Origin of the sequence: Nocardia vaccinii NBRC 15922 (assembly GCF_001613305.1) — a bacterium.
GTDB classification, from domain to species: Bacteria; Actinomycetota; Actinomycetes; order Mycobacteriales; family Mycobacteriaceae; genus Nocardia; species Nocardia vaccinii.
The window spans coordinates 25,193-51,762 of record NZ_BDCC01000011.1 but is presented as its reverse complement, the minus strand read 5'-3'; the positions used below and the strand labels follow the sequence as shown (position 1 = coordinate 51,762).

General features: G+C 67.7%; 23 protein-coding genes and 1 pseudogene. 15 read left to right on the top strand and 9 right to left on the bottom strand.

Translation table 11 applies throughout. The features are described from left to right. Positions 1-14: 14 nt before the first annotated feature. From NV1_RS08215 to NV1_RS08205, 3 genes are read right to left on the bottom strand one after another with little or no spacing between them, the layout of a single operon-like run. Positions 15-518, bottom strand: a complete 504-nt coding sequence (locus tag NV1_RS08215; protein ID WP_067887389.1) for a (2Fe-2S)-binding protein — start codon at positions 516-518, stop codon at positions 15-17. After that, on the bottom strand, positions 511-1,386 hold the full coding sequence (locus NV1_RS08210) for an FAD binding domain-containing protein (protein ID WP_067887386.1): 876 nt from the start codon (positions 1,384-1,386) through the stop codon (positions 511-513). Before NV1_RS08210 ends, NV1_RS08215 begins: the two co-directional genes overlap by 8 nt. Then, a complete protein-coding gene (locus tag NV1_RS08205) occupies positions 1,383-3,725 on the bottom strand; it encodes a xanthine dehydrogenase family protein molybdopterin-binding subunit (protein ID WP_067887382.1) in 2,343 nt (780 codons plus the stop codon). The genes NV1_RS08210 and NV1_RS08205 overlap by 4 nt, the downstream gene beginning before the upstream one ends. A 269-nt stretch (positions 3,726-3,994) precedes the next feature. Here NV1_RS08205 and NV1_RS08200 point away from each other — a divergent pair, with 269 nt between their 5' ends. Next, positions 3,995-5,071, top strand: a complete 1,077-nt coding sequence (locus NV1_RS08200; RefSeq protein WP_067887587.1) for an XdhC family protein — start codon at positions 3,995-3,997, stop codon at positions 5,069-5,071. A gap of 34 nt (positions 5,072-5,105) precedes the next feature. Here NV1_RS08200 and NV1_RS08195 read toward each other — a convergent pair whose 3' ends face one another. Then, positions 5,106-5,765: a TetR/AcrR family transcriptional regulator gene (locus NV1_RS08195; RefSeq protein WP_067887379.1), complete on the bottom strand. Its 660-nt coding sequence runs from the start codon at positions 5,763-5,765 to the stop codon at positions 5,106-5,108. 386 nt (positions 5,766-6,151) lie between these two features. On the opposite strand from NV1_RS08195, the gene NV1_RS08190 reads away from it, so the two are divergent. From NV1_RS08190 to NV1_RS08155, 10 genes and pseudogenes are all read left to right on the top strand, one after another. Continuing rightward, the gene (locus tag NV1_RS08190) at positions 6,152-7,429 is read left to right on the top strand and encodes a cytochrome P450 (RefSeq protein WP_067887376.1); all 1,278 of its coding nucleotides are present in this window, start codon (positions 6,152-6,154) and stop codon (positions 7,427-7,429) included. A 74-nt stretch (positions 7,430-7,503) separates the two neighbouring features. Next, positions 7,504-8,343: a mycofactocin-coupled SDR family oxidoreductase gene (locus NV1_RS08185; protein WP_067887374.1), complete on the top strand. Its 840-nt coding sequence runs from the start codon at positions 7,504-7,506 to the stop codon at positions 8,341-8,343. A gap of 221 nt (positions 8,344-8,564) precedes the next feature. Continuing rightward, positions 8,565-9,713, top strand: a complete 1,149-nt coding sequence (locus NV1_RS08180) for an RNA-guided endonuclease InsQ/TnpB family protein (RefSeq protein WP_067887371.1) — start codon at positions 8,565-8,567, stop codon at positions 9,711-9,713. A 312-nt stretch (positions 9,714-10,025) separates the two neighbouring features. Further along, the gene (locus NV1_RS08175) at positions 10,026-10,937 is read left to right on the top strand and encodes an SAM-dependent methyltransferase (RefSeq protein ID WP_067887366.1); all 912 of its coding nucleotides are present in this window, start codon (positions 10,026-10,028) and stop codon (positions 10,935-10,937) included. Beyond that, the gene (locus tag NV1_RS08170; protein ID WP_067887364.1) at positions 10,934-11,992 is read left to right on the top strand and encodes an Lrp/AsnC family transcriptional regulator; all 1,059 of its coding nucleotides are present in this window, start codon (positions 10,934-10,936) and stop codon (positions 11,990-11,992) included. Before NV1_RS08175 ends, NV1_RS08170 begins: the two co-directional genes overlap by 4 nt. Positions 11,993-12,152: 160 nt before the next feature. Then, positions 12,153-13,196 carry a recombinase RecA gene (gene recA / locus NV1_RS08165; protein ID WP_067668692.1) on the top strand — a complete coding sequence of 348 codons (1,044 nt, stop codon included), beginning with the start codon at positions 12,153-12,155 and terminating at the stop codon, positions 13,194-13,196. A 627-nt stretch (positions 13,197-13,823) separates the two neighbouring features. After that, positions 13,824-14,387: pseudogene (gene recX, locus NV1_RS46735) on the top strand (recombination regulator RecX); the annotation flags it as partial. Beyond that, entirely contained in the window at positions 14,370-14,768 is a 399-nt protein-coding gene (locus NV1_RS46730) for a regulatory protein RecX (RefSeq protein WP_373864598.1), read from the top strand. The pseudogene recX and the gene NV1_RS46730, both read left to right, overlap by 18 nt. Positions 14,769-14,802: 34 nt before the next feature. After that, positions 14,803-14,946, top strand: coding sequence for a hypothetical protein (locus NV1_RS43340; RefSeq protein ID WP_157116698.1), 144 nt, complete (start codon positions 14,803-14,805; stop codon positions 14,944-14,946). Between the two features lie 157 nt (positions 14,947-15,103). Continuing rightward, complete coding sequence (locus tag NV1_RS08155; RefSeq protein WP_084525192.1) at positions 15,104-15,583, top strand: OsmC family protein; 480 nt, start codon at positions 15,104-15,106, stop codon at positions 15,581-15,583. A 328-nt stretch (positions 15,584-15,911) separates the two neighbouring features. On the opposite strand, the gene NV1_RS08145 is transcribed toward NV1_RS08155, so the two are convergent. Then, positions 15,912-16,883, bottom strand: coding sequence for an MBL fold metallo-hydrolase (locus NV1_RS08145; protein WP_067887355.1), 972 nt, complete (start codon positions 16,881-16,883; stop codon positions 15,912-15,914). Positions 16,884-16,927: 44 nt separating this feature from the next. Then, complete coding sequence (gene bla / locus NV1_RS08140; protein WP_084525191.1) at positions 16,928-17,869, bottom strand: class A beta-lactamase; 942 nt, start codon at positions 17,867-17,869, stop codon at positions 16,928-16,930. Between the two features lie 136 nt (positions 17,870-18,005). Here bla and NV1_RS08135 point away from each other — a divergent pair, with 136 nt between their 5' ends. Both NV1_RS08135 and NV1_RS08125 read left to right on the top strand, forming a co-directional pair. Then, positions 18,006-18,914 (top strand): LysR family transcriptional regulator, encoded by a 909-nt coding sequence (locus NV1_RS08135; protein WP_218026939.1) that lies wholly within the window; start codon positions 18,006-18,008, stop codon positions 18,912-18,914. A gap of 301 nt (positions 18,915-19,215) precedes the next feature. After that, the gene (locus NV1_RS08125) at positions 19,216-20,121 is read left to right on the top strand and encodes a serine hydrolase (protein ID WP_067887347.1); all 906 of its coding nucleotides are present in this window, start codon (positions 19,216-19,218) and stop codon (positions 20,119-20,121) included. Positions 20,122-20,135: 14 nt separating this feature from the next. Here the strand turns inward: NV1_RS08125 and NV1_RS08120 are convergent, their stop codons facing one another. The 3 genes from NV1_RS08120 to NV1_RS08110 all read right to left on the bottom strand — a co-directional run bounded on the left by NV1_RS08120 (position 20,136) and on the right by NV1_RS08110 (position 23,897). After that, positions 20,136-21,380, bottom strand: coding sequence for a serine hydrolase (locus NV1_RS08120; RefSeq protein ID WP_067887343.1), 1,245 nt, complete (start codon positions 21,378-21,380; stop codon positions 20,136-20,138). 207 nt (positions 21,381-21,587) lie between these two features. Next, positions 21,588-22,934: a bifunctional o-acetylhomoserine/o-acetylserine sulfhydrylase gene (locus NV1_RS08115; protein WP_067887340.1), complete on the bottom strand. Its 1,347-nt coding sequence runs from the start codon at positions 22,932-22,934 to the stop codon at positions 21,588-21,590. Positions 22,935-23,045: 111 nt separating this feature from the next. Next, positions 23,046-23,897, bottom strand: coding sequence for a glutamate ABC transporter substrate-binding protein (locus NV1_RS08110; protein WP_067887337.1), 852 nt, complete (start codon positions 23,895-23,897; stop codon positions 23,046-23,048). Between the two features lie 155 nt (positions 23,898-24,052). On the opposite strand from NV1_RS08110, the gene miaB reads away from it, so the two are divergent. Both miaB and NV1_RS08100 read left to right on the top strand, forming a co-directional pair. Next, positions 24,053-25,603, top strand: a complete 1,551-nt coding sequence (miaB, locus tag NV1_RS08105) for a tRNA (N6-isopentenyl adenosine(37)-C2)-methylthiotransferase MiaB (RefSeq protein ID WP_067887581.1) — start codon at positions 24,053-24,055, stop codon at positions 25,601-25,603. Between the two features lie 360 nt (positions 25,604-25,963). Continuing rightward, positions 25,964-26,557 carry an Rv2732c family membrane protein gene (locus tag NV1_RS08100; RefSeq protein WP_067887579.1) on the top strand — a complete coding sequence of 198 codons (594 nt, stop codon included), beginning with the start codon at positions 25,964-25,966 and terminating at the stop codon, positions 26,555-26,557. The last annotated feature ends 13 nt before the right edge of the window (positions 26,558-26,570 follow it).

The following is a 26,570-nucleotide window of genomic DNA, read 5'->3' as shown; positions in this document are numbered from 1 at the left end:
GATCCTTTGTGTGCTCACGCCTGCTGCGCGGTGGGCGCGGCGGCGGTGTGGTTCGAGTCGGCGGCGGCGCGGACCGCGCGGACGATGCCCTGATATCCCGTGCAGCGGCACAGGTTTCCGGATATCGCCTCGCGGATCTCGGCGTCGGTGGGGTTCGGATTCTCGACCAGGAAGGCGGTGGCGGTGACGATGAAGCCGGGCGTGCAGAAACCGCATTGCAGACCGTGCTCGTCCCGGAAGGCCGCTTGTACTGCGGACAGTTCACCGCCCGGTTCACCGATTCCCTCGACCGTGGTGACTTCCGAACCGTCGGCCTGCACGGCGAACATCAAGCACGAGCGCACGGCCGCGCCGTCCACCAGTACCGTGCACGCACCGCAGACGCCGTGTTCACACCCCAGATGGGTGCCGGTCAGGCCACACCGCTCGCGCAGGTAGTCGGCCAGGGTCAGCCGCGGCGGCACCCGATCCCGGTGTCGCGCACCGTTGACGCGAACCTCGATATCCGAATCAGTCATCACTTGCCTCCTGTACGGCGCGGCGCCATGCCCGCGCCACCATGGCCGTTCCGAGCCGACGGCGGTACTCGGCCGAACCGTGCACATCGGCCGGAATCGCCTTCAGTCCCGCTGTCGCGCTCGCGCCGACCTCCGGGGCCGTGACCTCGGCGACCGGACGGCCGAGCAGCTCGGCCTCGGTCTCGCGCGCCCGGACCGGAGTCGGCGCCAGGCCGAACAATCCGATGGCGCAGTGGGAGATTCGCGAGTCCGCGTCGAGCTGGACCGCCAGGGTCGCGCCCGCCATCGCGAAATCACCGGTGCGACGGGCGAACTCCTCGATGGCGAAGCCGGATCTCCCGTGCCGCACCGGGAATCGGATCGCGGTGACGATCTCATCCGGTTCCAGCGCGGTACTCCACATACCGGTGAAGAACTCGGCGGCCGCGATCGTGCGCCGCCCGCGCGGGGACAGGGTCTCGACATCGGCGTCGAGAGTCGCCGCGACAGCGGGATATTCGCCCGCCGCGTCGGCATGGGCGATCGCGCCGCCGATCGTGCCGCGATTGCGGATCTGGAAGTGCCCGATCAGCGGGGTGGCCCGCGACAACAGCGGCACCGTCCGGCGGATTTCGGCGGATGCGCCGACGGCCGCATGCGTCGTGCCCGCGCCGATCCGCACCGAATCCGGGCCGACCTCGATCCCGCGGAGTTCACCCGGACGACGCAGATCGACGAGATGGTCGAATACCGCCAGACGCAGCGCGAGCATCGGCACCAGGCTCTGCCCGCCCGCGATGATCTTGGCGTCCTCGCCGAGTTCGGCCAGCAGCGTGACGGCTTCGGCGGCAGTCGCGGGCGAATGATATTCGAAGGCAGCGGGTTTCATCGGTTCGACTCCTCGGCCCGCGCCCGATCGAGCATGTCGGCGATCCGGCTGGGAGAGAGCGGCAGATCACGGATCTCCACGCCGAACGGCGAGAGTGCATCGGCGACCGCATTGAGCACCGCTGGGGCCGAACCGATGGCGCCGCCTTCGCCGACGCCCTTGAAACTGCCTGGCCCCGGACTTGGCGTCTGCACGTGCCCGACCTCGATCGTGGGCACCTCGGTCGCGGTCGGCAGCAGATAGTCCAGGAAGGTCGTGGCGATGGGATTGCCGTCCTCGTCGTAGGGCAGATGTTCGTACAGCGCGCCGCCGATGCCCTGCACGGTTCCGCCGTAGATCTGCCCCTCCACCACATTGGGATTGATCATCGGGCCACAGTCCTCACTGACGATGTAGCGCAGCAGCGTGACCTCGCCGGTCTCGATATCGACCTCGCAGGTGCACACGTGCGTCGCATTGGCCCAGATCGCGATCTGCGGCGTCTTGTGCCGCCCGCTGGCCTCGAGTCCCGGCGTCGTGCCCGGCGGCAGAGTGTCCGGCTGGAAGTAGGCGATATCGGCGATATCGCGCAGGCTCAGGCCGGCGTCGGGATTTCCCCGCACGGTGGCGCGGCTGGCGGCGAGGTCGATCTCCTCGGGCGTGGTGTTCAGCCGATGCGCCGCGATCGCCCGGATCTTCTCGCGCAGCACAGCGGCCGTCTGTTCGATCGCGCCCGCGGTCATCGAACCCGAGCGGCTGCCGCCGGTGCCGCCGCCGAACGGTGTGATCGCGGTGTCGCCCTGAATAGTTCGCACATCGGCCAGCGTCGCGCCCAGGGCGTCGGCGGTGAGCTGGACCACGGTCGTCTCCAGGCTGTTGCCCGCTGATCCGCCCGCGACGTAGACGTTGACCTTCCCGGTGGGTTCGATCCGGATGGTCGCTCCCTCGGTAGCCAGGAACGGGGTGGCGCCGGTGGTCGGCTCCACGTAAGTGCAGGTGCCCACGCCGAGATAGCGGCCCCGGGCGCGAGCATCGCGCTGGTCGCGGCGGAAGCGCTCGTAGTCCAGCATCTCGACGGCCTGCTCCAGCGTTTCGAGCGGGGAGATGTTGTCGTAGGTCATGCCGTTCGGGTTCGCCCACGGTAATTCGTCGCGGCGCAGCATATTTCGACGGCGCAGTTCGATCGGATCGATGCCGATCCGCCGCGCCGCGTGATCGAGCAGCACCTCGCGCGCGACCGATTCGAACTGCCAGGGCCCGCGATAGGCCACCCGACCGACGGTATTGGAGTACCGGAACTTCGCACTGAAGGAGGTGTCGGTGATCCGATACGGTCCGGGGAACAGTATGCCGACCGGGATGCCGCCGGTGATCGGCGACGGCGTCGGATACGCCCCGACGTTCTGCACGTGCGCGATGGACGCCGCCAGGATCCGGCCATCGGCATCGAAAGCCATTGCGGCCTCGGCATGTTCGTGCCGGGACATGCCCGAGGCCATCAGATTCTCCTGACGGTCCTCGATCCATTTCACCGCGCGGCCCAGATCCCGCGCGGCGAGCAGTACACAGGTCTCCTCGCGCAGCGGCAGCTGCTTGAGTCCGAAACCGCCGCCGGTGTCGCGGGCGATCACCCGGACCTGGTGTTCGTCCGCGCCGACCAGTCGCGCGCAGAAGGCGCGGACCTCGTGCGGGGACTGCGTGGAGATCCACACCGTCATCTCCGCCATCGGTGCGGACCACTCCGCGACCAACCCTCGGGTCTCCATCGGCACCGGCAGGTACGCCTGCTGAAAGATGTTCTGGCGCACCACATGCGCGGCCGCGTCGAAGATCGGCTCCAGGTCGGCGGCGGGCCGCCCGCCCATCTCCCCGGCGGAATTGCCCGCGAATCCGGCGTGCACCAGATTCGGGGACGCGTCGGCGGTGACGTAGTCGACCACCGGGTCCAGCGGTTCGTAGTCGATGATCACCAGTTCGGCGGCGTCCTCGGCGATGTACCGGTCCGCCGCGATCACCAGGGCGACCGGATCACCGACGAACCGCACCTCCTCTTCGGCCAGCGGCGGGCGCGGCACCGGTGGCATGCCGACCATGTCCAGGTCATAGGAGATCTCGCGTGCGGTGGGGTTGAGATCCGCGGCGGTATAGACGGCCAGGACGCCGTCGAGTCGCCGCGCCTCGGAGATATCGATCTCGCCGATGCGGGCGCGGGCGAGTGGACTGCGTACGAAGCAGGCGTGCACCAGGCCGGGGCGGGTGACGTCGTCGACGAAGGTGCCCGCGCCGGTGACCAGCCGTGCGTCCTCGATGCGCGGTACCCGGGCGCCGACGGTCCCGGTGGTGGTCCGCGCGCCGGTCATCGCCGGGCTCGATCCGGGGGCCGCGTAGTGCGGCGGAACATGCTGGACGAGATCATCGGGCCGCTCCTTCGCCCACGGCGGGGACGTCGGGTATCGAACAGGTGTCTGCCATGACGGTTCGCGCCTCTCCGATGTCGGATATGCCAATAATGAGTATGACATTATAGTGCTACGAGAATGACAGTCTCGTCCACTTGTGAAGCGCCGCCGATTCGGTGGTGGCGCGGCGGGTCCACCCGGCCCGCGGTCGACGATCGCCGGAGGTCATCGTGCGCGAACTCGGCACGCAGCTGCTGCGATGGCATGCCGCGGACACCGTCTACGCCCTCGCGGCCGTGGTCGGCGTGCAAGGCAGCGCACCACTCCCGGTGGGTACCACCATGGCGGTGGACGAGTCGGGAATCGTGTGGGGGAGCGTCTCGGGCGGCTGCGTCGAGGGCGCGGTCCACGACCTGTGCCGGGAGGTGATCGCGACGGGCACGCCGGTGCGCCGCCGATTCGGCTTCAGCGATTCCGAGGCCTTCGCCGTCGGCCTGACCTGCGGTGGCGAACTGGACATCTTCGTGCACCGGATCACCGCGGCCGAGCGCCCGGCGGTCGAGGCCGCGCTGGACTCGCGTGCGGCGGTCGCGGTGGTGCGGGACCTGGAGTCGGGTGCGATGGCGACGTTCGGTTCGGGTGAGATGACCGGCCAGGAATTCGATCCGTCGATCGTGCGCCTGGCGCGGGCGATGCTCGATACCGGGACCAGCGGTGTGCACGTGGTCGGCTGCGCCGATCGCGAGCGGACGGTGTTCGTGACATCCTTCGCCACGCTGCCGCGCATGATCATCTGTGGTGCAACGGATTTCACCGTCGCGCTGGCGCGGGTCGGGCGGTTGCTCGGCTATCGGGTGACTGTCTGTGAGGCTCGCCCGGCCTTCGCGGACCCGGCTCGGATACCCGATGCGCACGAGGTGGTGCGGGAGTGGCCGGATCGCTATCTGCGCTCGACTCCGGTGGACGCGCGCACGGTGATCTGCGTGCTGACGCACGATCCGAAGTTCGACATCCCGGTGCTCGTGACGGCGTTGCGGCTGCCGGTGGCCTATGTCGGCGCTATGGGTTCGCGGCGCGCGGACCGCGATCGGCGTCGCCGGTTGCGGGAGGCCGGGCTCACCGAGGGCGAAATGCGTTGTCTGCGTTCACCGATCGGCCTGGAACTGGGCGGGCAGACGCCCGCGGAGACGGCCGTGGCCATCGGTGCGGAGATCGTCGCCGTCCGGCGCGGCGGCTCCGCGCTCGCACTCTCGGCGACCGACCGGCCGATCCACCCCGCAATGACCGGCCGGCGCGCCGCAGGGTGACCGCCGCAGCCGCGAACAACTCTGCCGCGGAACGTTATTCGGCCCGTCGGACGAATCCGCAGGCGCAGAAGTCCCACGCCTCCTCGGCGGTGATCGGCTGCTGGCCCTCGTCTCCGGACGTTCCGGCGGCCTGCGCGATGAACATCAGGGTCTGCATGAGCATGGCCGCGGTCCGCCGCGACGCGATTTCCGAACGCAGCTGCCCGGCCTCGCCGGCCAGATCCATCAGTTCGGCGAACAGCGTGAGCATCGGCTCGTGCGCGGTCTTGACGTGACCGGGATGCGAGATCAGCAGCTGCGGTGCGAAATCGGTGAACAGCGGTCGCGCGGTATCCGGATCGGGCCGGCACAGCTCGAACAGCAGCACCGCGGTGGTGCGCAACTTGTCCAGTGGCTCGGTGCGGCCGTCGGCCGCGGCGCGCAACTGATCGGCGGTGCGGCTCAGCGCATCCTCGAACAGAGCGAGCAGAAGTTCGTGCTTACCGTCGAACTGCATGTAGAAGCTGCGCAGTGACTGGCGGGAGCGGTCGACGACCTCCTGAACGGTGAAGTCCGTCGAACCCTTCTCGGTGATGATCACTTGGGCGGCGTCCAGGAACCGCTGTACCCGCTGCTCGGCACGCAGTTTGGCGGTGTGCAGCGACCGTTCGACGGCGCGCTGCTTCCAGGCTGGTTTCTCGCTCGGGCTGGTCACCGGCGCCTCGTTCCCCGGTCATCTGATGAGAACATGGATGAACTATATAGGAGAATGGGATATTATTCTGACGATGACAACATTCTCCTATCATCCGACAACCAGCCGTCTCGCAGATAGTGAGAATGTCATTCTCAAGTTTGTCATGCGCCGGCTCGGACAGGTGTGCGACGGGCCGATGTGAGCGTTCGCGGGTGGCTGTGCCCGGTGCATCCGGCGGCGGCGCGCCGTGCACTCAGTGGCGGGCGAAACTCCCGTTTTCTGGTGATTCCGCTGGTCTGCACAGCTGGACCGGTTTGGCTGAACCCGGAGGAGAACGGCATTCGCGCATACGAGTAACTGTGTTACCATCCGTATGTTGCCCAGCTCACTCAGGAGTTCTCCGGATGGTTGATTTCGATTCGGTCGATTACTTCACCGACCCGTCGCTAGTACCCGACCCGCACCCGTACTTCGATCACATGCGTGCCAAGTGCCCGGTGGCGCAGGAGTCGCAGCACGGCGTGTACGCGGTCACCGGATACGAGGAAGCGGCCGAGGTGTTCAAGGATCCCGACCTGTTCTCCTCGGTGATCTCGGTGGGCGGCCCGTTCCCGCCGTTGCCGTTCGAGATCGAGGGCGACGACATCGGCGCGCTGATCGAACAGCACCGCGCCCAGATGCCCATGTCCGAGCACATGGTCACGATGGACCCGCCGCAGCACACCTACGCGCGTTCCCTGCTGAACCGCCTGCTCACCCCGGCGCGGTTGAAGGAGAACGAGGACTTCATGTGGCGGCTGGCGGACCGCCAGCTGGACGAGTTCGTGCGCAACGGCAGTTGCGAGTTCCTCGCCGAGTACTCCAAACCTTTTGCGCTGCTTGTGGTTGCCGATGTGTTGGGTGTTCCGGAGGAGGATCATCAGCAGTTCCGCATCGTGCTCGGCGCCGAGCGTCCGGGCACCCGGGTCGGTGCGCTGGACGACGACATCGTCGTCGGCAACCCGCTCGAATGGCTGGACGAGAAGTTCAGCGCCTACATCAGCGACCGCCGCGAGAATCCGCGGGACGACGTGCTGACACAGCTGGCGCAGGCGAAGTATCCGGACGGGTCCACCCCCGAGGTGATCGACGTCGTCCGGTCGGCGACCTTCCTGTTCGGCGCCGGACAGGAGACCACCGCCAAGATGCTCGGCTCCGCGCTGCGGATTCTGGGTGAGCGGCCCGAGATCCAGGACGCACTGCGCGCGGATCGCAGCAAGATCCCGGTCTTCATCGAGGAATCGCTGCGGATGGACGCGCCGGTCAAGAGCGGATTCCGGCTGGCGAAGCGGGCCACCACGGTCGGCGGCGTCGAGTTGCCGGTCGGGTCCACAGTCATGGTCTGCCCCGGTGCGGCGAACCGGGACCCGCGGCGGTTCGACAACCCGCACGAATTCCGGTTGGACCGCAAGAACTTCCGCGAGCACATGGCATTCGGGCGCGGTAACCACACCTGTCCCGGATCGCCGCTGGCGCGGGCCGAGGGCCGGATCTCCCTCGAGCGGATCCTGGATCGGATGCTCGACATCCGCATCGACGCCGAACACCACGGTCCCGAGGCAGATCGGCGCTTCGACTACGAGCCGACCTACATCCTGCGCGGCCTGTCCAATCTGCACATCACCTTCACCCCGAATCCCTGAAGCGCGGATTCCCTTGCACATCAGGCCCTTCCATGAGACGGGCCACTTCGACAGCACAACGAATCGAGGAAGAAATGACCGGACGGGTCGAAGGCAAGGTCGCCTTCATCACGGGTGCGGCACGCGGTCAGGGCCGCAGTCACGCGGTGCGGCTGGCGCAGGAAGGCGCGGACATCATCGCGGTGGATGTCTGCAAACCGGTCAGCGGCAGTGATGCCATCGCGGCGTCCACGCCCGCGGATCTGGCCGAGACCGCCGACCTGGTCAAGGGTTTGGGGCGCCGGGTCGTCACCGCCGAGGTCGACGTGCGCGACTTCGACGCGCTGAAGGCCGCGGTCGACAGCGGCGTCGAGCAACTGGGCCGGTTGGATGTCATCGTGGCCAACGCCGGTATCGGCAACGGCGGCGAAACGCTGGACAAGACCAGCGAGCAGGACTGGGACACCATGATCGGGATCAATCTCTCGGGTGTCTGGAAGACGGCGAAAGCCGGTATACCGCACGTCCTTTCGGGTGGTCGCGGCGGCTCGATCATTCTGACCAGCTCGGTGGGCGGGCTCAAGGCGTACCCGAATACGGGGCACTACATCGCCGCCAAACACGGCGTGGTCGGCCTGATGCGGGCCTTCGCGGTGGAGCTGGGCCAGCATTCGATCCGCGTGAACTCGGTACATCCGACGAACGTCAACACTCCGATGTTCATGAACGACGCCACCATGAAGCTGTTCCGCCCGGACCTGGAGAACCCGACCAAGGAGGATTTCGCTCCCGTCGCGCAGTTCATGCACGTACTTCCGGTCGGCTGGGTAGAACCGGTGGACATCAGCAATGCGGTGCTGTTCCTGGCCTCCGACGAGTCGCGGTACATCACCGGTTTGCCGATGACGGTCGACGCGGGCAGCACGCTGAAGTAACTTATCGTGAAACCCGTTGTCCGCGTGGGCATAGTTAGTCGCCCCATGCGGACGACGAGTTCGTTTCATGGGCCGTTCGCGGGCTGGGGAAATTGGCATCTACAACCAAGCTCGATGGCGTCGTCGAGCATTGCCTTGGATAATTGGCCCGGCTACGGCGGAGAGGAAAAGGCAGAAGCGCGCGTTAGTCGTATGCCAACTTCTTTCGATAGTATGTTCGAGTGGGTGAGGTAGTCCGGTACACCTATCGGCTTCGGCCAGGAGGTGCCGCTGAGAAGGCGCTGCTGGCCGAGTGGGGGCGTTGTCGTTGGTTGTGGAACGAAGCGGTTCACCAGCAGAGATCAGGGCAGAAGCCGACGTTCGCGCGGCTCGGGAAGCTGCTCACTCGGGCACGAGCGGCGATGCCGTGGCTGCATCAAGGTTCGCAGGTTGCCCAGCAACAGATGCTGCGTGATTACATGCGATCGCTGGATCACTCGTTCACGGTGGCTGGGCGGGGTCGCCCGAAGTTCAAGTCCCGCAAGACTTCCTCGCCGTCGCTGGAATATACGACGCGTGGGTTCTCGATCCGTGAGGGCCGTTTGGTGTTGCCGAAGGGTGTCACGGTCCCGGTGGTGTGGTCACGAGTGCTCCCCTCGGCGCCTACATCGGTTCGCGTCTATCGAGACAGCCTGGAGCACTGGTATGCCTCGTTCGTGGTGTGCCGAGACATCCCGGTCCATCCCCATGGTGAAGGTGGTATCGGTATCGACTGGGGTGTGTCCACCACGGCGACCACCACCGATCCGTTCTTCGATCTGCCGTACTTGGGGTACCGGAAGCGGTGCGCCGCCGAATTGGCGAAGGCACAACGCGCGATGGCGCGACGTCGCCGGAAGGGGCGACCGCAGTCCAGGGGCTATAGCGATGCCAAGCGGCGGGCTGCCCGGCTGGCGAAGAAGGCAGCCCGGCAGACTCTCCATGATTCCCGGGTGTGGGCCGCGCGAGTTGTGGACACGCACGATCTGATCGCCATCGAGGACTTCGCGCCGAGGTTTCTGGCCAAGTCGACCATGGCGCGTAAGGCCGCTGATGCTGCGGTCGGTGCGGCCAAGCGTGAACTTGTCGAGCGTGCCGTGCGGGCCGGGCGGAAGGTGGTGATGGTCCGGCCCGCTTACACGACCATGACGTGCAGCCGGTGTTTCGCGAGAACCAAGCGACTCGAACTGCACGAGAGAGACTTCCGGTGCCAGGACTGCGGTTACGCCGACAGTCGGGATCGGAACGCTGCCAGAGTGATTCTGGCCGTGGCAGAACGGGGCCACGTCAGTGTCGAGGATGTAAGACAATTGGATCACTCCCTTCGGGTGGGTGGTTCGGTTGCGGTCTGAGCTGGAAATCTCCCACCCCTACGGGCGGGAGAGCCGTTAAGGAGGAGTCGCTGCGCAATTCAGCGAAGCTGTCGACACGAGTCAGCTTTCCTGTTGTGCGATTGCGCGAGCTGGATATCGAATTCGAGATCGCGGGTGCGCGCTCGGGCGCAGTAGATCGATCTTCTGCCGATACGGGCGGCGCTGTCTGATCCGATTGTGTGTCGACTGTCTCTGGCGGAATTCGTCGGGCAGGCCGCTCGACGTGGAGGAAACTCGCCGAGCTGTCCGTGGTGGCTGCTGATTCGGCGGCCTCGCCGATAGCGTGACCGCATGCGAAGCGATAGTGACGACTGGGACATCACTACGAGTGTGGGGTCGACAGCGCTGTTCGTGGCGGCCGCGCGGACCCTGGCCGGGCGGGACGACGACCCGCTCGCGGTCGATCCGCTGGCTGAAGTGTTCCTGCGGGCCGCGGGAGGGGAGTGGGCCCAGCTGGCCGATCCGGACCCCGAACTCACCCGCGACCACATCCTGCGGTCGGAGGATTTCGGGACCGCCTTCCGTGCCCATATCGCCGGGCGGACAAGATATTTCGACGACTATCTGCGGGATGCCCGGGAGGCGGGCGTCGCGCAGGTGGTGATACTGGCGGCGGGCCTCGACGCCCGCGCCTACCGGCTGCCGTATCTCGCGGGTGCGGTGGTCTTCGAACTCGATCGGCCACAGGTGCTGGAGTTCAAACACAAGACGCTGGCCGAGGCCGGAATCCAACCGGTCGCCGAGCGTCGCGAGGTCGCGGTGGATCTGCGCGAGGAATGGCTCGACGCCTTGCGGGACAACGGATTCGACCCGGCGGCGCCGACCGCCTGGCTGGTGGAGGGGCTGCTGATCTACATCACCCCCGAGGCGCAGGACCAGCTGTTCGCGACGCTCGATTCGGCCAGTGCGGTGGGCAGTCGCGCCGCCATCGAGCAGATGACGCCGCTGCCCCGGGAGGAGTACACCGAGATGGTCGAGTCCGAGCAGGCCGATGACGAGGCCAAGAGCGATTGGGCCCGGCTGATCTACAACGATCCGAGATCCGATGCGGCCCAGTGGTTCTCCGAGCGCGGCTGGGATGCCGAGCGAACCGGCCTGGCGGACTGGCTGCGTGCGGCGGGTCGCCCGTTGCCGGTGGTCGAGGCGGGTGCCGGGCACGTCGGCGCAACGCTGGTCAATCTGGTGACCGCCATCCGCCGGTGACTGTCGGCGGAGTACACGAATCCTCCGTGCTCGATCCGCTGGACCGCCAGGTCGTGCACGGCCTGGTCACCGATCCGCGCATCCCGTTCGCGAAACTCGGTGCGGTGCTGGGCGTTTCCGAGCAGACCGTGGCGCGGCGCTATCGCTCCCTGCGCGAGCGCGGCATCCTGCACATCTCCGGTCTGGTGAACGCGGTGCCGCTGGGCAGCACCCGGTGGATGCTGCGGCTGGGTTCGACCCCCGACAAGGCGCTGCGGCTGGCCGAATCGCTGGCACGGCTGCCCGATGTCGGTTGGGTGGCGCTGCTGTCGACCGGTTCCGAGGTGACGTGCGTGAGCCGGCCGCGCACGGCCGAGCAGCGAGACACGTTGCTGCTCAACGTCCTTCCGCGGGCGAGTCAGGTGACGCGGTTGAACGCGTACGAGATCATCCACCGGTTCCCGCTCGAGGAGGAGTGGCCGCGCTTCGGTGGCCTGCTCACCGCCGAACAGCGCGCGGCGCTGGGCTCCTCGACCCGCTCGATCGCCGATCCCGCGGGCCCGGACGAGCCGATGGACCTGTCGGCCGCGGACGAGGCGATGCTGGCGCTACTGAGCCGGGACGGGCGCGCGTCGTACGCCCGGATCGCCGCCGAGACCGGGTGGAGTGCGACCCGGGCCGCGCGGCGGATGGCCGAACTGGTGGAGGCCGGTGTGCTCTATTTCGATCTGGACTTCGCGATCGAGCGAATGGGATACGCGGTGCGCGCCTCGCTGTGGATGCGGACCCGTCCGGCCGATCTGCACGCGGTGGGCACCGCCGTCGCCGCCTTTCCCGAGACGGCGTTCGTCGCCGCCACCACCGGCGCGACCAACCTGATCGCCTCGATCGTCTGTCGCGACACCGCACACCTGTACCGGTACGTCACCGAGCGGCTGGGTTCGCTCGACGGCATCACCGACGTCGAGGTGACCCCGTCGCTGCGGGTGTTCAAGCAGGCGCAGGCGCTGATGGGCGCGGACCGCATCGCGGTGGTGCCGCCGAAGCGGAGGTCCCGAGCCGGCCGGCGTGTGTAGGGGCATGGACGATGTTCGGGGGAAGTGTGGCCGGGGAGGCCAGGCGTGTCGCTTGCCTCGAACACGTGTTCGTCTAAGCTTGTCGGCGGAACTTGTCGGTGCCGCCCTCTACTGTGGGCGCCAACCACACAACGATCACCCGTGAGAAGGGGAACAGACGATGGCACCACAGGCCTACGACCGCGACAAGGCTCTCGAACTCGCTCTGGCTCAGGTGGAGAAGAGTTTCGGCAAGGGAGCGGTGATGCGCCTCGGGGAAGAGGCGCGCCAGCCCATCTCGGTCATTCCGACGGGGTCCATCGCGCTGGATGTCGCCCTGGGCCTGGGTGGTCTGCCGCGGGGTCGCATCATCGAGATCTACGGTCCGGAATCCTCCGGTAAGACCACGCTCGCCATGCACGCGATCGCCAACGCCCAGGCCAACGGCGGCGTCGCGGCCATGATCGACGCCGAGCACGCCATGGATCCGGACTATGCCCGCAAGTTGGGCGTGGACACCGACGCCCTGCTGGTCTCCCAGCCCGACACCGGTGAGCAGGCGCTCGAAATCGCCGATATGCTCGTGCGTTCCGGCGCGCTGGACATCATCGTCATCGACTCGGTGGCCGCACTGGTGCCCCGTGCCGAGATCGAGGGCGAGATGGGCGACAGCCACGTCGGTCTGCAGGCCCGCCTGATGAGCCAGGCGCTGCGCAAGATGACCAGCGCGCTCAACAACTCCGGCACCACCGCCATCTTCATCAACCAGTTGCGCGAGAAGATCGGCGTCATGTTCGGCTCGCCCGAGACCACCACCGGTGGTAAAGCGCTGAAGTTCTACGCCTCGGTGCGCCTGGACATCCGTCGGATCGAGACCCTGAAGGACGGCACCGACGCGGTCGGTAACCGCACCCGGGTCAAGGTCGTCAAGAACAAGGTGGCTCCGCCGTTCAAGCAGGCCGAGTTCGACATTCTCTACGGTGTCGGCATCTCCAAGGAGGGCTCGATCATCGATATGGGTGTCGAACACGGATTCATCCGCAAGTCCGGGTCCTGGTACACCTACGAGGGCGATCAGCTCGGCCAGGGCAAGGAGAATGCGCGCAAGTTCCTGCTGGAGAACGTCGACGTGCGCAACGAGATCGAGAAGAAGATCAAGGAGAAGCTCGGCATCGGCGCCGATGTCACCGCAGACGCGGGTGCCGAGGCACCCGTCGACTTCTAGCCGATGCCGCACCGGGAACCGCCGGGGTCCGGGCCCGCCCGCGACCCCGGCGCGACTCGGCTCGAAGCGGTGGAACGCCTGCGCCGCCAACTCGAAAAACTCGAGTCCGGTGGGCGTGCACGCGCGGACGAGTCCGCCGATTCCGTTCGCCCGCATCGCCGCCCGGTCCGCAGAAAGCCGTCCGGAGCGGGGGAGGAGAACGCCAGCGGTCTGTGGCGTTCCGATGGAGGTCCGATAGATCATCCGGATGCCGCGGAACATCATCCGGGCGACGCTCGTCCCGCCGACCCGGCCGATCACGGCGGTCCGTCCCGTACCGGCCTGGGATCCCGGAGTGTCGACCCCGAGCCGGGTCGGAGTGCGCGGGCGGATGACTTCATCAGATCCGCTCGGCAGGAACGCAATTCGGGTCGCGACCGGTCTTCGGGCCGAGGGGAGGGTAGCACGTCGCCGATCGGGCATCCCGACGGCGGTGGGCACCCTGACGATCGTGAATTCCCTTCCGGCCGAACAGGTTCGGATGAATGCACTCGGACGCGGCGGCCGGGCGCTGATTCGTCCGAAGAGGCGATCTGGCCAGGTGGTAGCGCCGGAGACTCCTATGCCGGGCGGCGCTTCGGGGATGGCCTGCCGGAGAAGGGGGCTGGTCCGGATGGTGCGCCGAATGAATCCGGGCGTCGTTCTCGGCGAGGGGCGCAGCGGCGAGAGGAGGAGGTCCAGAGGGAGACTGCGGCGGGAACCGAGGCGCAGGCGAAGGATCTCTGTCTGCGATTGCTGACCGATCGGGCCCGTAGCCGGGCCGAATTGGCGGATAAGTTGGCGGACAAGGGTTTTGCGTCCGATGTCGCCGAGCGGGCGCTGGATCGGCTCGCCGCTGTCGGGCTGATCGACGATGCGGCATTCGCCGAGCAGTGGGTGCATTCCCGGCACACGTACTCCGGCAAGGGGAAGAAGGTTCTCGCCGGGGAATTGCGTCGCAAAGGCGTCGCCCCCGAGGTCGCGGCTCCGGCCCTGGAATCCATCAGCGTCGACGACGAACGCACCCGCGCCGGCGAGCTGGTCCACCGTAAGCTGCGCACTCTGCCCGCGGACCTGGACCGTGACAAGGCAACTCGCCGCCTCGTGGGAATGCTGGCCCGCAAAGGCTACGATCCCTCCACGGCCTATGCGGTCGTGAAGGCAGCGGTGGCCGAGGCCGACCTCCCGGCCCCGCCCCGCCCCGAACGTCCCGGATCGACCCTGCGTCGCACCGAACCACCCGGGAGCACGACATCGGAGGACCTCGCCGCACCCGACCATGCCGCACCGATCGGTCACCGACACGATGACCTCGGCGATGGTGATGTCGCTGATCACCATGTCGCCATTGCTGATCTGCCTGCCGATCGCGACGCTCTCTCCGACGATGCCGCCAGGACCCTGATCCAACGCAAACTTCGCACCATTCCCCGAAACCTGGACCGCGACAAGCTGATCCGCCGCCTGGTAGGCATGCTCGCTCGCCGCGGCTACCACCAGTCCCGAGCCTATGCACTCGTCAAAACCGAATTGGCCGCCGCGGACATCGGATGATCCGCTGCTCCCGGCCCGAATCATCCGCGCGGATGTGCAGGATCCCGCCGTGGCCGAGGTGCTGTTCGCCGCGATCGGCGGCGATCGCTTCCGGCTGACCGCCGTGTGTGAGGACTACCGGAATGATTGCGCCGCAACACTTCTCGCGCTGATCATGGGCGTCGACCGATTGGTGTAGTGGGATACAAGGCAGGTCGGTCTGCTGTGTTGTCTGCTCGTGGCGGATGTGCGGGATAAATTCGATGGCCGGAGTCGGTACCTGTGCGAGACGATCGACAAACATCTGTCGGCAGGTGTGGTGACCAGTTCTGAATACATCTCGAGAAAGAGGGCCCGTGGCGTCGAAGACTCATCACTATGAAGTGGATGTGATCTGGACCGGTAATACCGGGACGGGCACCAGCGGCTATCGGGAATACGAACGCTCGCACGATATTACGGCGCCGGGTAAGCCGGTGATTCCCGGTACCGCCGATCCCGCGTTCCGGGGTGTGCCGGAGCGGTGGAATCCGGAGGAGCTGCTGGTTGTCAGCCTGTCGCAGTGTCACATGCTGTGGTTTCTCGCACTATGTGCGCAGGAGCGGATAGTCGTCACGGATTACACCGATCATCCATCCGGGACGATGGTCGAAACAGCCGATGGCGGCGGCCACTTCTCGGAAGTGGTGTTGCGCCCGCGGGTCCGCATAGCCGACGCCGAACACGCCGACCGCACCCGGACCCTCCACGAGCGCGCGCACGAACTCTGCTACATCGCAAACTCCGTCAATTTCGAAGTCCGTTGCGAGCCGATCGTATCTGCCGCAGGCGAATAGCCGGGCGGAGACGGCCGGCGTGCTCTCGATCAACCAGATCGCCCGCAGTATCGGAATGAGTATCGGCAGTGCATTGGCGGGCTTCCTGCTCGCCGCCACCACTCCGAACGGCGCGATGCTCCCCACCCGAAGCGGTTACATCACCGCGGCACAGCGGGCCTTGCCTCCGCTCGCCGCCAGCGCACTCGTCATCGTCATACACCGATCAACGCGTCGACCACCCCGGGTGTCGGCGTCTCGACCCGTGAGAGGTGGTCGGCAGTTCGGATACGGCCGACCGCGGATACGGACCATGTAGACCCGAGTGACATCGAAGTCGCGATGCCGATCAGGCGGGGTAGGTCTGGAGATGGTCCAATACGACGAAGCTGCTGGACGGGCTGGCCGTTGTGACAGCTTTGCGGAGCGGGGCGAGTCCGCCGGTGTCTTTCGCGGGCCGGCTCAGCGGGAGGTCGAAATCGTCCCAGTGCGTCGGGAGGATGTGGGGCGGGTTTCCCAGGGTGCGCAGCAGGCGCGGGACGTAGTCGTGCACATTCGAGCCGCCGACCGGTAGCAGCAGTACGTCGGGGCGCAGGGCGGCAAGCTCGGATTCGATGTAGTTCGAGCCGCCGAAATTCAGAACCGAACCTCCGGGAGTGTCGATCTGGTAGGCGAGCGTGCCGCCTTCGACGAGGTCGGCGATGGTTCGCGGGCGCGGCGGCGGGGCCGCCGGACGCGTGCCGGGGAACGGTATGCGGGCGCGGGGGCCGAGCTGCGAATGCAGGGAGCGCAGAATCCGGATCTGATAAGTGCCGCAATCGATGTACTCACCGCCGGATGCCGTCGACAGCTGATCCTGCGGAGCACCGAGAGCGATCAGGAGATTCAGGTGGGATTCGGTGCCGATCACGGTGGCGCCGGTGCGGTGGGCGAGATACGGGACATCGGTGAGATGGTCGTAGTGCCCGTGCGTGACCAGAATGTGGTCCGCGCGCAGTTCGCCACTGTCCACGTAGTGGTCGATCAGGGCGGTGTCCACCGAGAGAGGTGTCGCCGGATCGGCGCCCGCGGGCGTGTAGGTGCCGGTCCGGAATCTCGTGAGCCACGGATCGATCAGCACCGTCCGGTCGCCGCCGGGAGCGGAGATCCGGATCTCCCAGCCGTTGTTGCCCCACCAGCGCAGCCGGATTCCGGTCAGCTGTCGTGCGGGATGGGCGTTCTCCCGCGCGGTTCCGCAGGCCACGCCGCCCACTGCCGCCGCGACACCCGCGCCCACGCCGAACAGTCCGCGGCGCGTCAGTGGCGAAAATTTCCCGTTCATCTTGTCCCTGCTTCGATTCTGTTGTGCCCGTGTGGGATCGGATATCAACTCAATGCCGTGACCGCGACATTCGCGGACTGGGCGATGAGGGCGTTGTCGAAGCTGTCGTCGCGACCGCCGCGAGTGGACATCACCGCGAGAACGAGCGGCGCGCGATGCGGCGGCCAGAGCACGGCGATGTCGTTGCGGGTGCCGTAATCGCCGTTGCCGGTCTTGTCGCCGACCACCCAATCGGCCGGAACGCCGGCGCGGATGAGCCCCGCGCCGGTCGTATTGGTGCGCAGCATCGTGGTCAGCAGAGCGCGCCCGTCCGTGGGCAGGGTGTTGCCCAGGACGTAGGCTCGCAGATCGGCGGCAATGGCACGAGGTGTGCTGGTGTCGCGTGGATCGCCCGGTACGGCCTGGCTGAGCGCCGGTTCGACACGGTCGCTCCTGGTCACCTGATCGCCGAGATTCCGAAGGTCGCGCTGTAGGCCGGGTGGGCCGTCCAACAGGCCGAACAGCAGATTGGCCGCGGTGTTGTCGCTGTAGCGCACCGCGGCGTCCAACAGTTCCCGCACCGTCATCCCATCGGCCACGTGCTGGCGAGCGATCGGCGCATAGGCCGTGAAATCCGTTGCGGTATAGCTGATCCGGCGTTCCAGTTCGGCGGGACCCGCGGTGGCCAGGATCGCGCCCGCCTCCAGCGCCTTGAATGTGGAGCAGAACGCGAACCGCTCGTCGGCGCGGTACTCCACGGTGCGTCCGGACCCGGTGTCCAATGCGAAAACCCCCAGCCGCGCGCCGAAACGGCGCTCCAGCGCACCGAATCGGCCCGACAGCGTGCCGCCGCCGACCGATGTCGTCGCCGGGACTGCGGAGGTGGTGCTCGCGACGGAATCGGAACGTTTCGAGCCGCATGCGCACAACCCCAGCAGGGTCGCGCCGACCGCGACGGTGGCAGCGACGCGGCGAACCCGCGCGGAATGGAACGCGGAATGGAACATCGAGGGCACCTTCCGATCGACCGCCGCACGGTATGGGCGGCGTGGTGACGACGAGCCTGGCACCGATCGACGATGCCGTCCAAGACAGAAATCGGCGAAACCATGCCGGATCGGCATAGACTGCCGCATCGTGGATATGGTCGCCGCCTGCCGAGCCTTCGTCTCGGTCAGCAGTCACGGCAGTTTCACCGCGGGTGCCGCCGCCGCGCGAATCCCGCAATCGGTGGCCAGCCGCCGGATCGCCGCGCTCGAACAGCATTTCGGCGCCCGGCTGCTCGACCGCACCTCGCGCACCGCGACGCTCACCGCGTTCGGTCGCGACATGTTGCCCTCGGCGCGCCGCCTGGTCGAACTCGCCGAGGCGATGCAGGACGAGGCCGAACGCGCCCGCGCCCGCCCCTTCGGAATGGCGATACCCGCCGTCTGCGGACCGCTCCCGCTGGCCCGTCTGGTCGCCGACGGCGCGGCCAACGGCCTCACACTCGATCTGCATCCGGCCGACCCGCGCGAACGCGCCGAACTGGTCCGCACCCAGGAGGTGCGCGCGGCCCTCGTCGCTGTGCCCGCCGATCGCGCGATCTGGCGAATCCCGTTGGGACTGGCCGAAATCGGGGGCCCACACAGTACTCCGATCTACCTGGAGACCCTGCGCGCCGGACGCGCCGACCGCGACAGCCGTCGCCGCCGAGTCTGGATCCAACCCGAGGACGACGTCCCGCATATCCGCGATCGCGTCATCCGTCTGCGCGATTCGCTGGGGCTGCAACCGATTCAGGTTGTCGTGGGTCCGGCTCTGGTCACCGCCGCGGCCGCGGTCCTGGCCTCGCACGACCTGCTGCTCTGCGCACCGGCCCAGGCCGCCGAATTCGGCCTGAACTGGCGACCCATCGGCGAACTGGAACCTGCCCGCGGCTACGACATCACCGCCGCGCACCCCGAGGACGCCGAGCGCATCGCCACCCTGTCCCACCGCGCGATCGCTCGCTGTCTGGGCCTGCCGGACACCGGCGCGCAAACGGCGAGTAATGGCGGTGCGCGGTCGTGATGCCGAGCAGGCGGCACCAGGATTCGCCGGATGCGATCAGCCGATCGGGAGCGCGCTGTGCGGGACCGAGCCGCGGCCGGTCGCCGGCGGTGCGGACACCGGAGGCCCGGCCGGGTGTGGTCGAGCGGTCACGTGGCGTCGCCGCCCGAACCGGATGTCGCTGTACTCACGAAACCGCTTGCCTCGCGGCGGATTCGCGAAGGCTGCGCTTCGATCGTCGCGGAGCTGATGGTGTCCGGCCACGGGACGTGCGCAGCCGTCGTGAGATCGGTAGTGCGCACATGAGAAAGGTTGTGCGGCAATGGGGATGACCACGGCGGTGCGGGTGGCGCGGCGGGAGTTGGACGACGCCGGGTTGCGGGGGTCGATTCTGGTGCGGGATCTGGACAGCGGGGACGAGCTCGGAATCGATGCGGAATTGGAGTGGCCGATCGCATCGCTGGTGAAGGTGCCGCTCGTGGTGGCCACGCTGGAACGGATCGGGCGGGGGGAGCTGAATCCGGCCACCGCGATCACGGTGCGGCCGGGGGCGATCACCACGCCGGGGCCCCTCGGGGTGGCGAAATTCCGGTATTCCGCCACGATCGCGCTGGACGATCTGCTGTATCTGAGCATCGCCATCAGCGACAGCGCCGCCGCGGACGCGCTGTTCGCCCTGACGCCGCCCGCCGAGGTGGCCACCGAGCTGCGGCGGCTCGGATACGACGGGATCGCCGTGCGGCATCTCATGGACGATCTGACTCACACCCCGGCCGAGGCGTTCGAGCAGGCCCAGGCGTATCTGGCGCATACCCTCGCCATCGAGGCGGCCACCGCCGGACACGGTCACCCGGTGCCGCAGCTGGATGTCGGCAGTGCCAACACCGGCTCGGCCCGCGCCTTCGCCGATCTGCTGCAGGGTCTGTGGCGACCAACGACGATCACCGAGCCGGCCGCCGCCCGAACCCGGGAACTAATGGCGGACAACGTGCTCCGGCATCGGCTCGCACCGGACTTCAGCTCCGATGCCTCACGCTGGTCCTCCAAAACCGGTTCACTGCTGAACTTCCGGCACGAGGTCGGCGTCGTCGAACACGCTGACGGGCAGACCCTCGCCGTGGCGGTGCTGACCCAGTCCAGGGTTCCGGCGGTGGTCCAGCCGGGCGCGGAGGCGATCATGGCCAAGGCCGCCCGAATCATCCACAACGAGTTGCGTATTCGCCCCTGAGCCGGGCCCGGGGTTCAGAGGTCGAAACCGCCCGCGTCGGAAGGTCCGATGACCCGGGCGATCCGGGCACACAGCTGGACCGGGCGCTGCACGTCGGTCGAGGCCTTACCGCTGGTCAGAATCGCGCCGGACAGTCCGCGAGCCGGATCGGCCCAGCCGTACTGCGTGGTCAGACCGCTACGGCCGAAATGGGATTCGGTGTGCCGCCCGAATTTGGACCGCCTGCCGCCGAGTTCGAATCCGGCCCGGCTGACCCGTCCCGCCGCACCGGGAATCCACTTCGCCGGGGCGGCCGCGGCCCGGACGGTGTCCGGCTTCATGATCCGCACCCCATCCAATTCGCCCCCGCGCGTGAGGATCTCGTAGAAGCGCGACAGCTCCGCGGCGGTGGTGACCAGATTGCCCGAGGGCAGTTCGGCGGTGAGGAAATCGCGATTCTTCTGCTCGGACATCGGCCCGCTCAACGCGCCGCCGAGCGCCTTGTGCGCGAGGAATTTCATCACCGGGGAAGGTTTGGGGCCCGTTTTTACGCTGGGTACGACCCGGTCGACATCCCGCGCCCGCACGCCGAAACTGGTCCACCGGAAACCCAGCGGGTCCAGAATCTGCTCCGCCAGGTGATCGCGCATCCGCTTGCCCGTGACCCGCTGCACCAGCAGCCGCTGGATCAGTCCGCCGGTCATCGCGTGATAGACCCGGAAGCGCCCCCTGGGCCAGGCCGGGGTCAGGTCGGCAAGCGCCCGCTCGGCCAGCTCGTCGTCCACCACCAGCTCGAAACCGCGGTACGGCCCCGTCACGAACGGCACGCCCGCCGCGTGGGACAGCACGTCGCCGATGGTGATCGACTCCTTGCCGTGCGCCGCGAATTCGGGAATGTGCCGGGCGACCGGGTCTTCGTACGTGAAGTAGCCCTGCTCGATGAGCATCGCCATGACCGCCGCGGCGACACCTTTCGCGGTGGAGAATCCGCAGAACGGCATATCCGGGGTCAGCAGGATTTTTTCGGCGGCGGGACCCTCGCCGGGGGCGTTACCCCAGCCGTGCCCGATCGCACGGTTGAGCACGACGCGGCCGTTGCGCCGCAGACAGACCTGGATCGCGGGGGTGGTGCCCAGCCGGTACCACTGCCGGACCGAACCCCACACCGCCTCGATCTGCGCCCTGCTCAGGCCGGCGGCGGCCGGATCGTCCTCGTCACCGATCGTGGTCACCGCGTCTACGTCCTCGGCGATGGTCACCAGCGTTGCGGGTGTGCTCATCCGGCCAGCATAGGTCGGCCGGCGCGGCCCCTCACCTCGCGCACCGTGCCGGACCGCGGACGCGGTGCCGGGATCTGAACCGTGCGCCGCCCGGATGGCGCGAGGTCGCCTGGGTTTGGCCGTCGATGGAGAATTCCGCCATGTGCGGGGTCGCGACGACCGGCGAGGTACGCGTCGGGCTCCTTCGCGGAACCCGACGCCGTACCGTCATCGGACCGCGGCGAATCCGGTCCGCAGATCGGCGAGGATGTCCTCGATCCCCTCGATGCCGACCGCCAGGCGCACCAGGCCCGGCGTGACGCCCGCGGCGAGCTGCTCCTGCGGGGTCAATTGCGAGTGAGTGGTCGAGGCCGGGTGGATGACCAGCGAACGGACGTCACCGATATTGGCCACGTGGCTGTGCAGGGTCAGCGCCTCCACGAAACGCTTTCCGGCGTCCACGCCACCGGCCAGCTCGAATCCGATGATGGCGCTGGTTCCCCTGGGCGCCAACTGCTTTCCGCGCTCATACCACGGCGAGGATGGCAGACCGGCATAGGCGACGGAGGTGACTTCCGCACGCTCGGAGAGGAATTCGGCGACCGCCTGGGCGTTGCGCACGTGCCGCTCGACCCGCAGGCTCAGCGTCTCGAGGCCCTGGCTGATCAGGAACGCGTTGAACGGCGCGATGGCCGAGCCCAGGTCACGCAGCAACTGCACGCGGGCCTTGAGCGCATACGCCGGAGCGCCCAGATCTGCGTACACCACGCCGTGATAGCTGGCATCGGGCTCGACGAAGCCGGGGAAGCGCGGCTTGCCGTCGACGTCCCGGACGGTCCAGTCGAAGGCGCCGCCGTCGACGATCACACCGGCGATGGCCGCACCGTGGCCGCCCAGGTACTTCGTCGCCGAATGCACCACGATATCGGCGCCGTGCTGCAACGGCTGGATCAAATACGGTGTGGGAACGGTGTTGTCGACGATCAGCGGCACACCGGCCGCATGCGCGACCTGCGCGATGCCGGGGATGTCCAGGACGTGGTTCTGCGGGTTGGACACCGTTTCGCCGTAGAGCGCCTTGGTGTTCGGGCGGATCGCCGCGCGCCACTGCTCCAGATCGTCCGGGTCCTCGACGAATTCGACGGTGATGCCGAGCTTGGGCAGCGTGTAGTGGAACAGGTTGTAGGTGCCGCCGTACAGCCGCGGGCTGGACACGATGTGGTCACCGGCCCCGGCGATGTTGAGCACCGCGAAGGTCTCCGCGGCCTGTCCGGAGGACAGCAGCAGTGCGGCGACGCCGCCCTCGAGCGCGGCGATCCGCTGCTCCACCGCGTCCTGGGTGGGGTTGGCGATGCGGGTGTAGATGTTGCCCGGCTCGGCCAGACCGAACAACGCCGCCGCGTGCGCGGTGTCGCGGAAGGTGTAGGAGGTGGTCTGGTAGATCGGCAGCGCGCGGGCGTTGGTGGTGTCGTCGGGCACCTGTCCCACGTGGATCTGCTTGGTCTCGAAACTCCAAGCGGCGCTTGGGTCCTCGGGTGTCGTCGAATCGGGCTGAGGGGACTCGTTGGCGGTCATTCGGCAACGGTAGAAATGATGCTCCCGCCAGGGAAGATTTTCACGCGGCCTGAGTTCAACGTCCGCCGCGAACTTCGGGCGTCCGCTCCGAGCCGGTCGCGGACCGGCGCTTCAGTACCGGTCGACGGTGGGCGGTGCGGGGATCGGGAAGTCCGCGCCGAGGTTCTGGGTCAGCGCGGTCTGCCACGACTTGGCCGGATCGGTGAGCATCGCGGTGATCGCGTCGGTGATCTTGTCGCGAGATTCCTTGTCGCCCTTGCGCAAGCCGATTCCGTAGAACTCCCGCACCGGATTGCCGTCCAGGGTGACCGGACCGAGCAGTTTCAGCAGCCGGGGCGAGCGCGCCTGATAGCCCGCCAGGATGACGTCGTCGGTGGTGACCGCGTCGACCATCCTGCTCTGCAGCGCCTCCACGCACAGCGAATAGGTGTCGTACTCGGTCAGTTTCACGCCCTGCGGGAACTCCCGCCGCACCTGTTCGGCGGACGTGGACCCGGCCACCGTGCACAGTCTGCTGCCCGCGGGCAGCGAATTCGGATCGTGGATGGCGGCGTTGTCCGCGCGGACCAGCAGGCCCTGGTGCGCGACGAAGTAGGGTCCGGCGAAATCGACCTTCTGCTTGCGTTGCTCGGTGATCGAGTAGGAGGCCACGACCATGTCGACCTGTCCGCTCTGGATCAGCCGCTCGCGCTGGGCCGAGGGCGCCTCCTTGAACGTGATGTCGCGCGGCGCCACCCCCAGTTTGCCCGCGACGTAGGTCGCGACGGCCACGTCGAATCCGGAGAACGAGCCGTCCCGGTTTTGCAGACCCATCCCGGGCTGATCGAATTTGATGCCGACGGTGAGCTTTCCGGCGGCGGCATCCCGGACGGCGGTTCTGGAGCCGGCGGTGCCGCATCCGCTCGCCACGACCGTGAGCGCCAGAACGCCGATGCCGAGGCGCAATGCCCGGGTGAACCTCATCGAATGCCCTCTCTGCTGAACGACGGACGTGGTGAGTGCCGATCGCCGGCATTCCCAGTGTGCGGCAACGCCGGTCGATGATTCAGGAACTTGCCCGCAAAGCCCCCGGCGCGCCGGGAACGCGCTACCGATACCCTGGACGGGTGAATTCGTCGATGCAGGTGGCAGCAGGCGCCGCGGAAGGAGCGGTGGCCGCCGCGGACACGACCCGTACCTACGAGGTGCGCACGTACGGGTGCCAGATGAACGTGCACGACTCCGAGCGGCTCTCGGGCCTGCTGGAGGATGCCGGATATCACCGGGCCGCACCCGGTGCGACCGCGGATCTGGTGGTGTTCAACACCTGCGCGGTCCGTGAGAACGCGGACAACAAGCTCTACGGAACGCTCGGGCATCTTGCCCCGATCAAGGCCGGTCGGCCCGGTATGCAGATCGCGGTCGGTGGCTGCCTGGCTCAGAAGGATCGCGACACCGTGCTGCGCCGGGCGCCGTGGGTGGACGTGGTGTTCGGCACGCACAACATCGGCTCGCTGCCGGTTCTGCTCGAGCGGGCCCGGCACAACGAGCAGGCCCAGGTCGAGATCCTCGAATCGCTCGAGGCGTTCCCCTCGACGCTGCCCGCCAAGCGCGAGTCGGCCTATGCCGGGTGGGTGTCCATCTCGGTGGGCTGCAACAACACCTGCACCTTCTGCATCGTGCCGTCGCTGCGCGGCAAGGAGGTCGACCGCCGTCCCGGCGATGTGCTCGCCGAGGTGCAGGCGCTGGTCGATCAGGGCGTGCTGGAGGTGACCCTGCTCGGTCAGAACGTCAATTCCTACGGGGTGAACTTCGCCGACCCCGGCCAGGCGCGAGATCGCGGCGCGTTCGCCCAGCTGTTGCGCGCCTGCGGGAATATCGAGGGGCTCGAGCGGGTCCGGTTCACCTCACCGCATCCGGCCGAATTCACCGACGACGTGATCGAGGCGATGGCGCAGACCCCGAACGCGTGCCCGCAGCTGCACATGCCGCTGCAATCGGGTTCGGACCGGGTGCTCAAGGCCATGCGCCGGTCCTATCGTTCGGCGCGTTATCTGGGCATCATCGAGAAGGTGCGCGCCGCGATGCCGCACGCCGCGATCACCACCGACATCATCGTGGGATTCCCCGGGGAGACCGAGGAGGATTTCCAGCAGACCCTGGACGTGGTGCGCCGAGCGCGTTTCACCAGCGCGTTCACCTTCCAGTACTCGATCCGTCCGGGCACGCCCGCGGCCACCATGGCCGACCAGGTGCCCAAGGCGGTGGTGCAGGAGCGGTACGACCGGCTCATCGCGCTGCAGGAGGAGATCTCGCTGGAGGCGAACCGGGCATTGCTCGGGACCGAGGTCGAACTGCTGGTCGCCGAGGGGGCGGGCAAGAAGAACGCCGCCACCGCCCGGATGAGCGGGCGGGCTCGTGACGGTCGGCTGGTGCACTTCCGGCCGCCGGAGCACAACACCATCCGCCCCGGTGACATCGTCGACGTCGTGCTGACCGAGGCCGCGCCGCACCACCTGATCGCCGACGGCGAGATTCGCGGGCACCGCCGCACTCGCGCGGGCGATTCGCACGAGCGCGGCATCACGCCCAAGACCGCTCCGATCGGCGTCGGGCTCGGTCTGCCGCGCATCGGCGCACCGGAACCGCTGCCGGCCACCGCGGGCTGCGCGTCCGGATGCGAGGTGTGATCGTTCCACGCCGGTGCGGATACGACGTCGGGTCGTAGTGCCCTGACGCCGAGTCGTAGGGTGGGAGCATGATCCGGCGGCGAGGCCGGACCGACGCCAGCGCCCAGAACCGCGACCAGTGGTGGAGAACTGATGCCCGAACGTTCCGAAGACGAATCCCGGCCGGGCCGGGCCGCCTCGGCTGGTGCGCGCGGCGGTCCCGGGGCGTCCGGCGATCGAAGGTCCGAGCCTGCCGAGACAGTCGAATCGGGCAGCGAAGCCATTGTGCCGCACGATGATTCGGCCCGGAACGACGCCGCGTCGGATACTGCTGCCGCGTCCGGGGCCGCGAGCGGCGATTCCCAGTCGAACGAGGAGCAGATGAATCCCGAGCAGACTCAGGTCTTCGAGTCCTACCACGACGATCTGGAGGCGGTCGAGCGCAAGATCGCCGGTGAGATCGATCCCGGCTATCGCGCGATGGTGGTCGCGGGCGCGGTCTTCGTGTTGCTGCTGACCCTGGTGCTGCCGCATACCGGGCACACCCGCGGAATGGACATCCTGCTGTTCGACCACACGGCCGTCGCCGACCACGTCGGGCTGCCCTCGCGGGTGTTCCAATGGTTCGTGCTGGTCTTCGGCATCGGCTTCTCCTCGCTGGCCCTGCTGACCCGCCGTTGGGCCCTGGCCTGGATCGCGGTCGCCGGTTCGGCCGTGGGCAGCGTCTTCGGCGTGCTGTCCATCTGGCACCGCCAGACTCCGGAACTGGGCAACTACCATGGCGCCGGACCGTCGATCGGGCTGATCCTCGGCGCGATCGCGATGATCGTGCTCACCTTCCACTGGCTCAAAGTGGTCTGGAGCCGCACCGCGGTCCAGTTGGAGGCCGAGGAACAGCGCCGCCTCGCCGCCGCGGCGGAAGAGGAGCGCAGTCGCCGTTGGCTGCTGGGCGAGGACGACCCGACCGAGAAGTAAGCCGGGCCTCGAT

Bases quoted from the DNA above. Each gene is read 5' to 3' on its own strand.
- NV1_RS08135 (WP_218026939.1), top strand. From the start codon at position 18,006: ATGGTCGCCGCCTGCCGAGCCTTCGTCTCGGTCAGCAGTCACGGCAGT.
- NV1_RS08115 (WP_067887340.1), bottom strand. From the start codon at position 22,934: ATGACCGCCAACGAGTCCCCTCAGCCCGATTCGACGACACCCGAGGAC.
- NV1_RS08120 (WP_067887343.1), bottom strand. From the start codon at position 21,380: ATGAGCACACCCGCAACGCTGGTGACCATCGCCGAGGACGTAGACGCG.
- NV1_RS08145 (WP_067887355.1), bottom strand. From the start codon at position 16,883: ATGAACGGGAAATTTTCGCCACTGACGCGCCGCGGACTGTTCGGCGTG.
- NV1_RS08205 (WP_067887382.1), bottom strand. From the start codon at position 3,725: ATGACCGGCGCGCGGACCACCACCGGGACCGTCGGCGCCCGGGTACCG.
- NV1_RS08185 (WP_067887374.1), top strand. From the start codon at position 7,504: ATGACCGGACGGGTCGAAGGCAAGGTCGCCTTCATCACGGGTGCGGCA.
- NV1_RS08125 (WP_067887347.1), top strand. From the start codon at position 19,216: ATGGGGATGACCACGGCGGTGCGGGTGGCGCGGCGGGAGTTGGACGAC.
- NV1_RS08190 (WP_067887376.1), top strand. From the start codon at position 6,152: ATGGTTGATTTCGATTCGGTCGATTACTTCACCGACCCGTCGCTAGTA.
- NV1_RS08110 (WP_067887337.1), bottom strand. From the start codon at position 23,897: ATGAGGTTCACCCGGGCATTGCGCCTCGGCATCGGCGTTCTGGCGCTC.
- NV1_RS08100 (WP_067887579.1), top strand. From the start codon at position 25,964: ATGAATCCCGAGCAGACTCAGGTCTTCGAGTCCTACCACGACGATCTG.
- NV1_RS08175 (WP_067887366.1), top strand. From the start codon at position 10,026: ATGCGAAGCGATAGTGACGACTGGGACATCACTACGAGTGTGGGGTCG.
- bla (WP_084525191.1), bottom strand. From the start codon at position 17,869: ATGTTCCATTCCGCGTTCCATTCCGCGCGGGTTCGCCGCGTCGCTGCC.
- miaB (WP_067887581.1), top strand. From the start codon at position 24,053: ATGCAGGTGGCAGCAGGCGCCGCGGAAGGAGCGGTGGCCGCCGCGGAC.
- recA (WP_067668692.1), top strand. From the start codon at position 12,153: ATGGCACCACAGGCCTACGACCGCGACAAGGCTCTCGAACTCGCTCTG.
- NV1_RS08210 (WP_067887386.1), bottom strand. From the start codon at position 1,386: ATGAAACCCGCTGCCTTCGAATATCATTCGCCCGCGACTGCCGCCGAA.
- NV1_RS08215 (WP_067887389.1), bottom strand. From the start codon at position 518: ATGACTGATTCGGATATCGAGGTTCGCGTCAACGGTGCGCGACACCGG.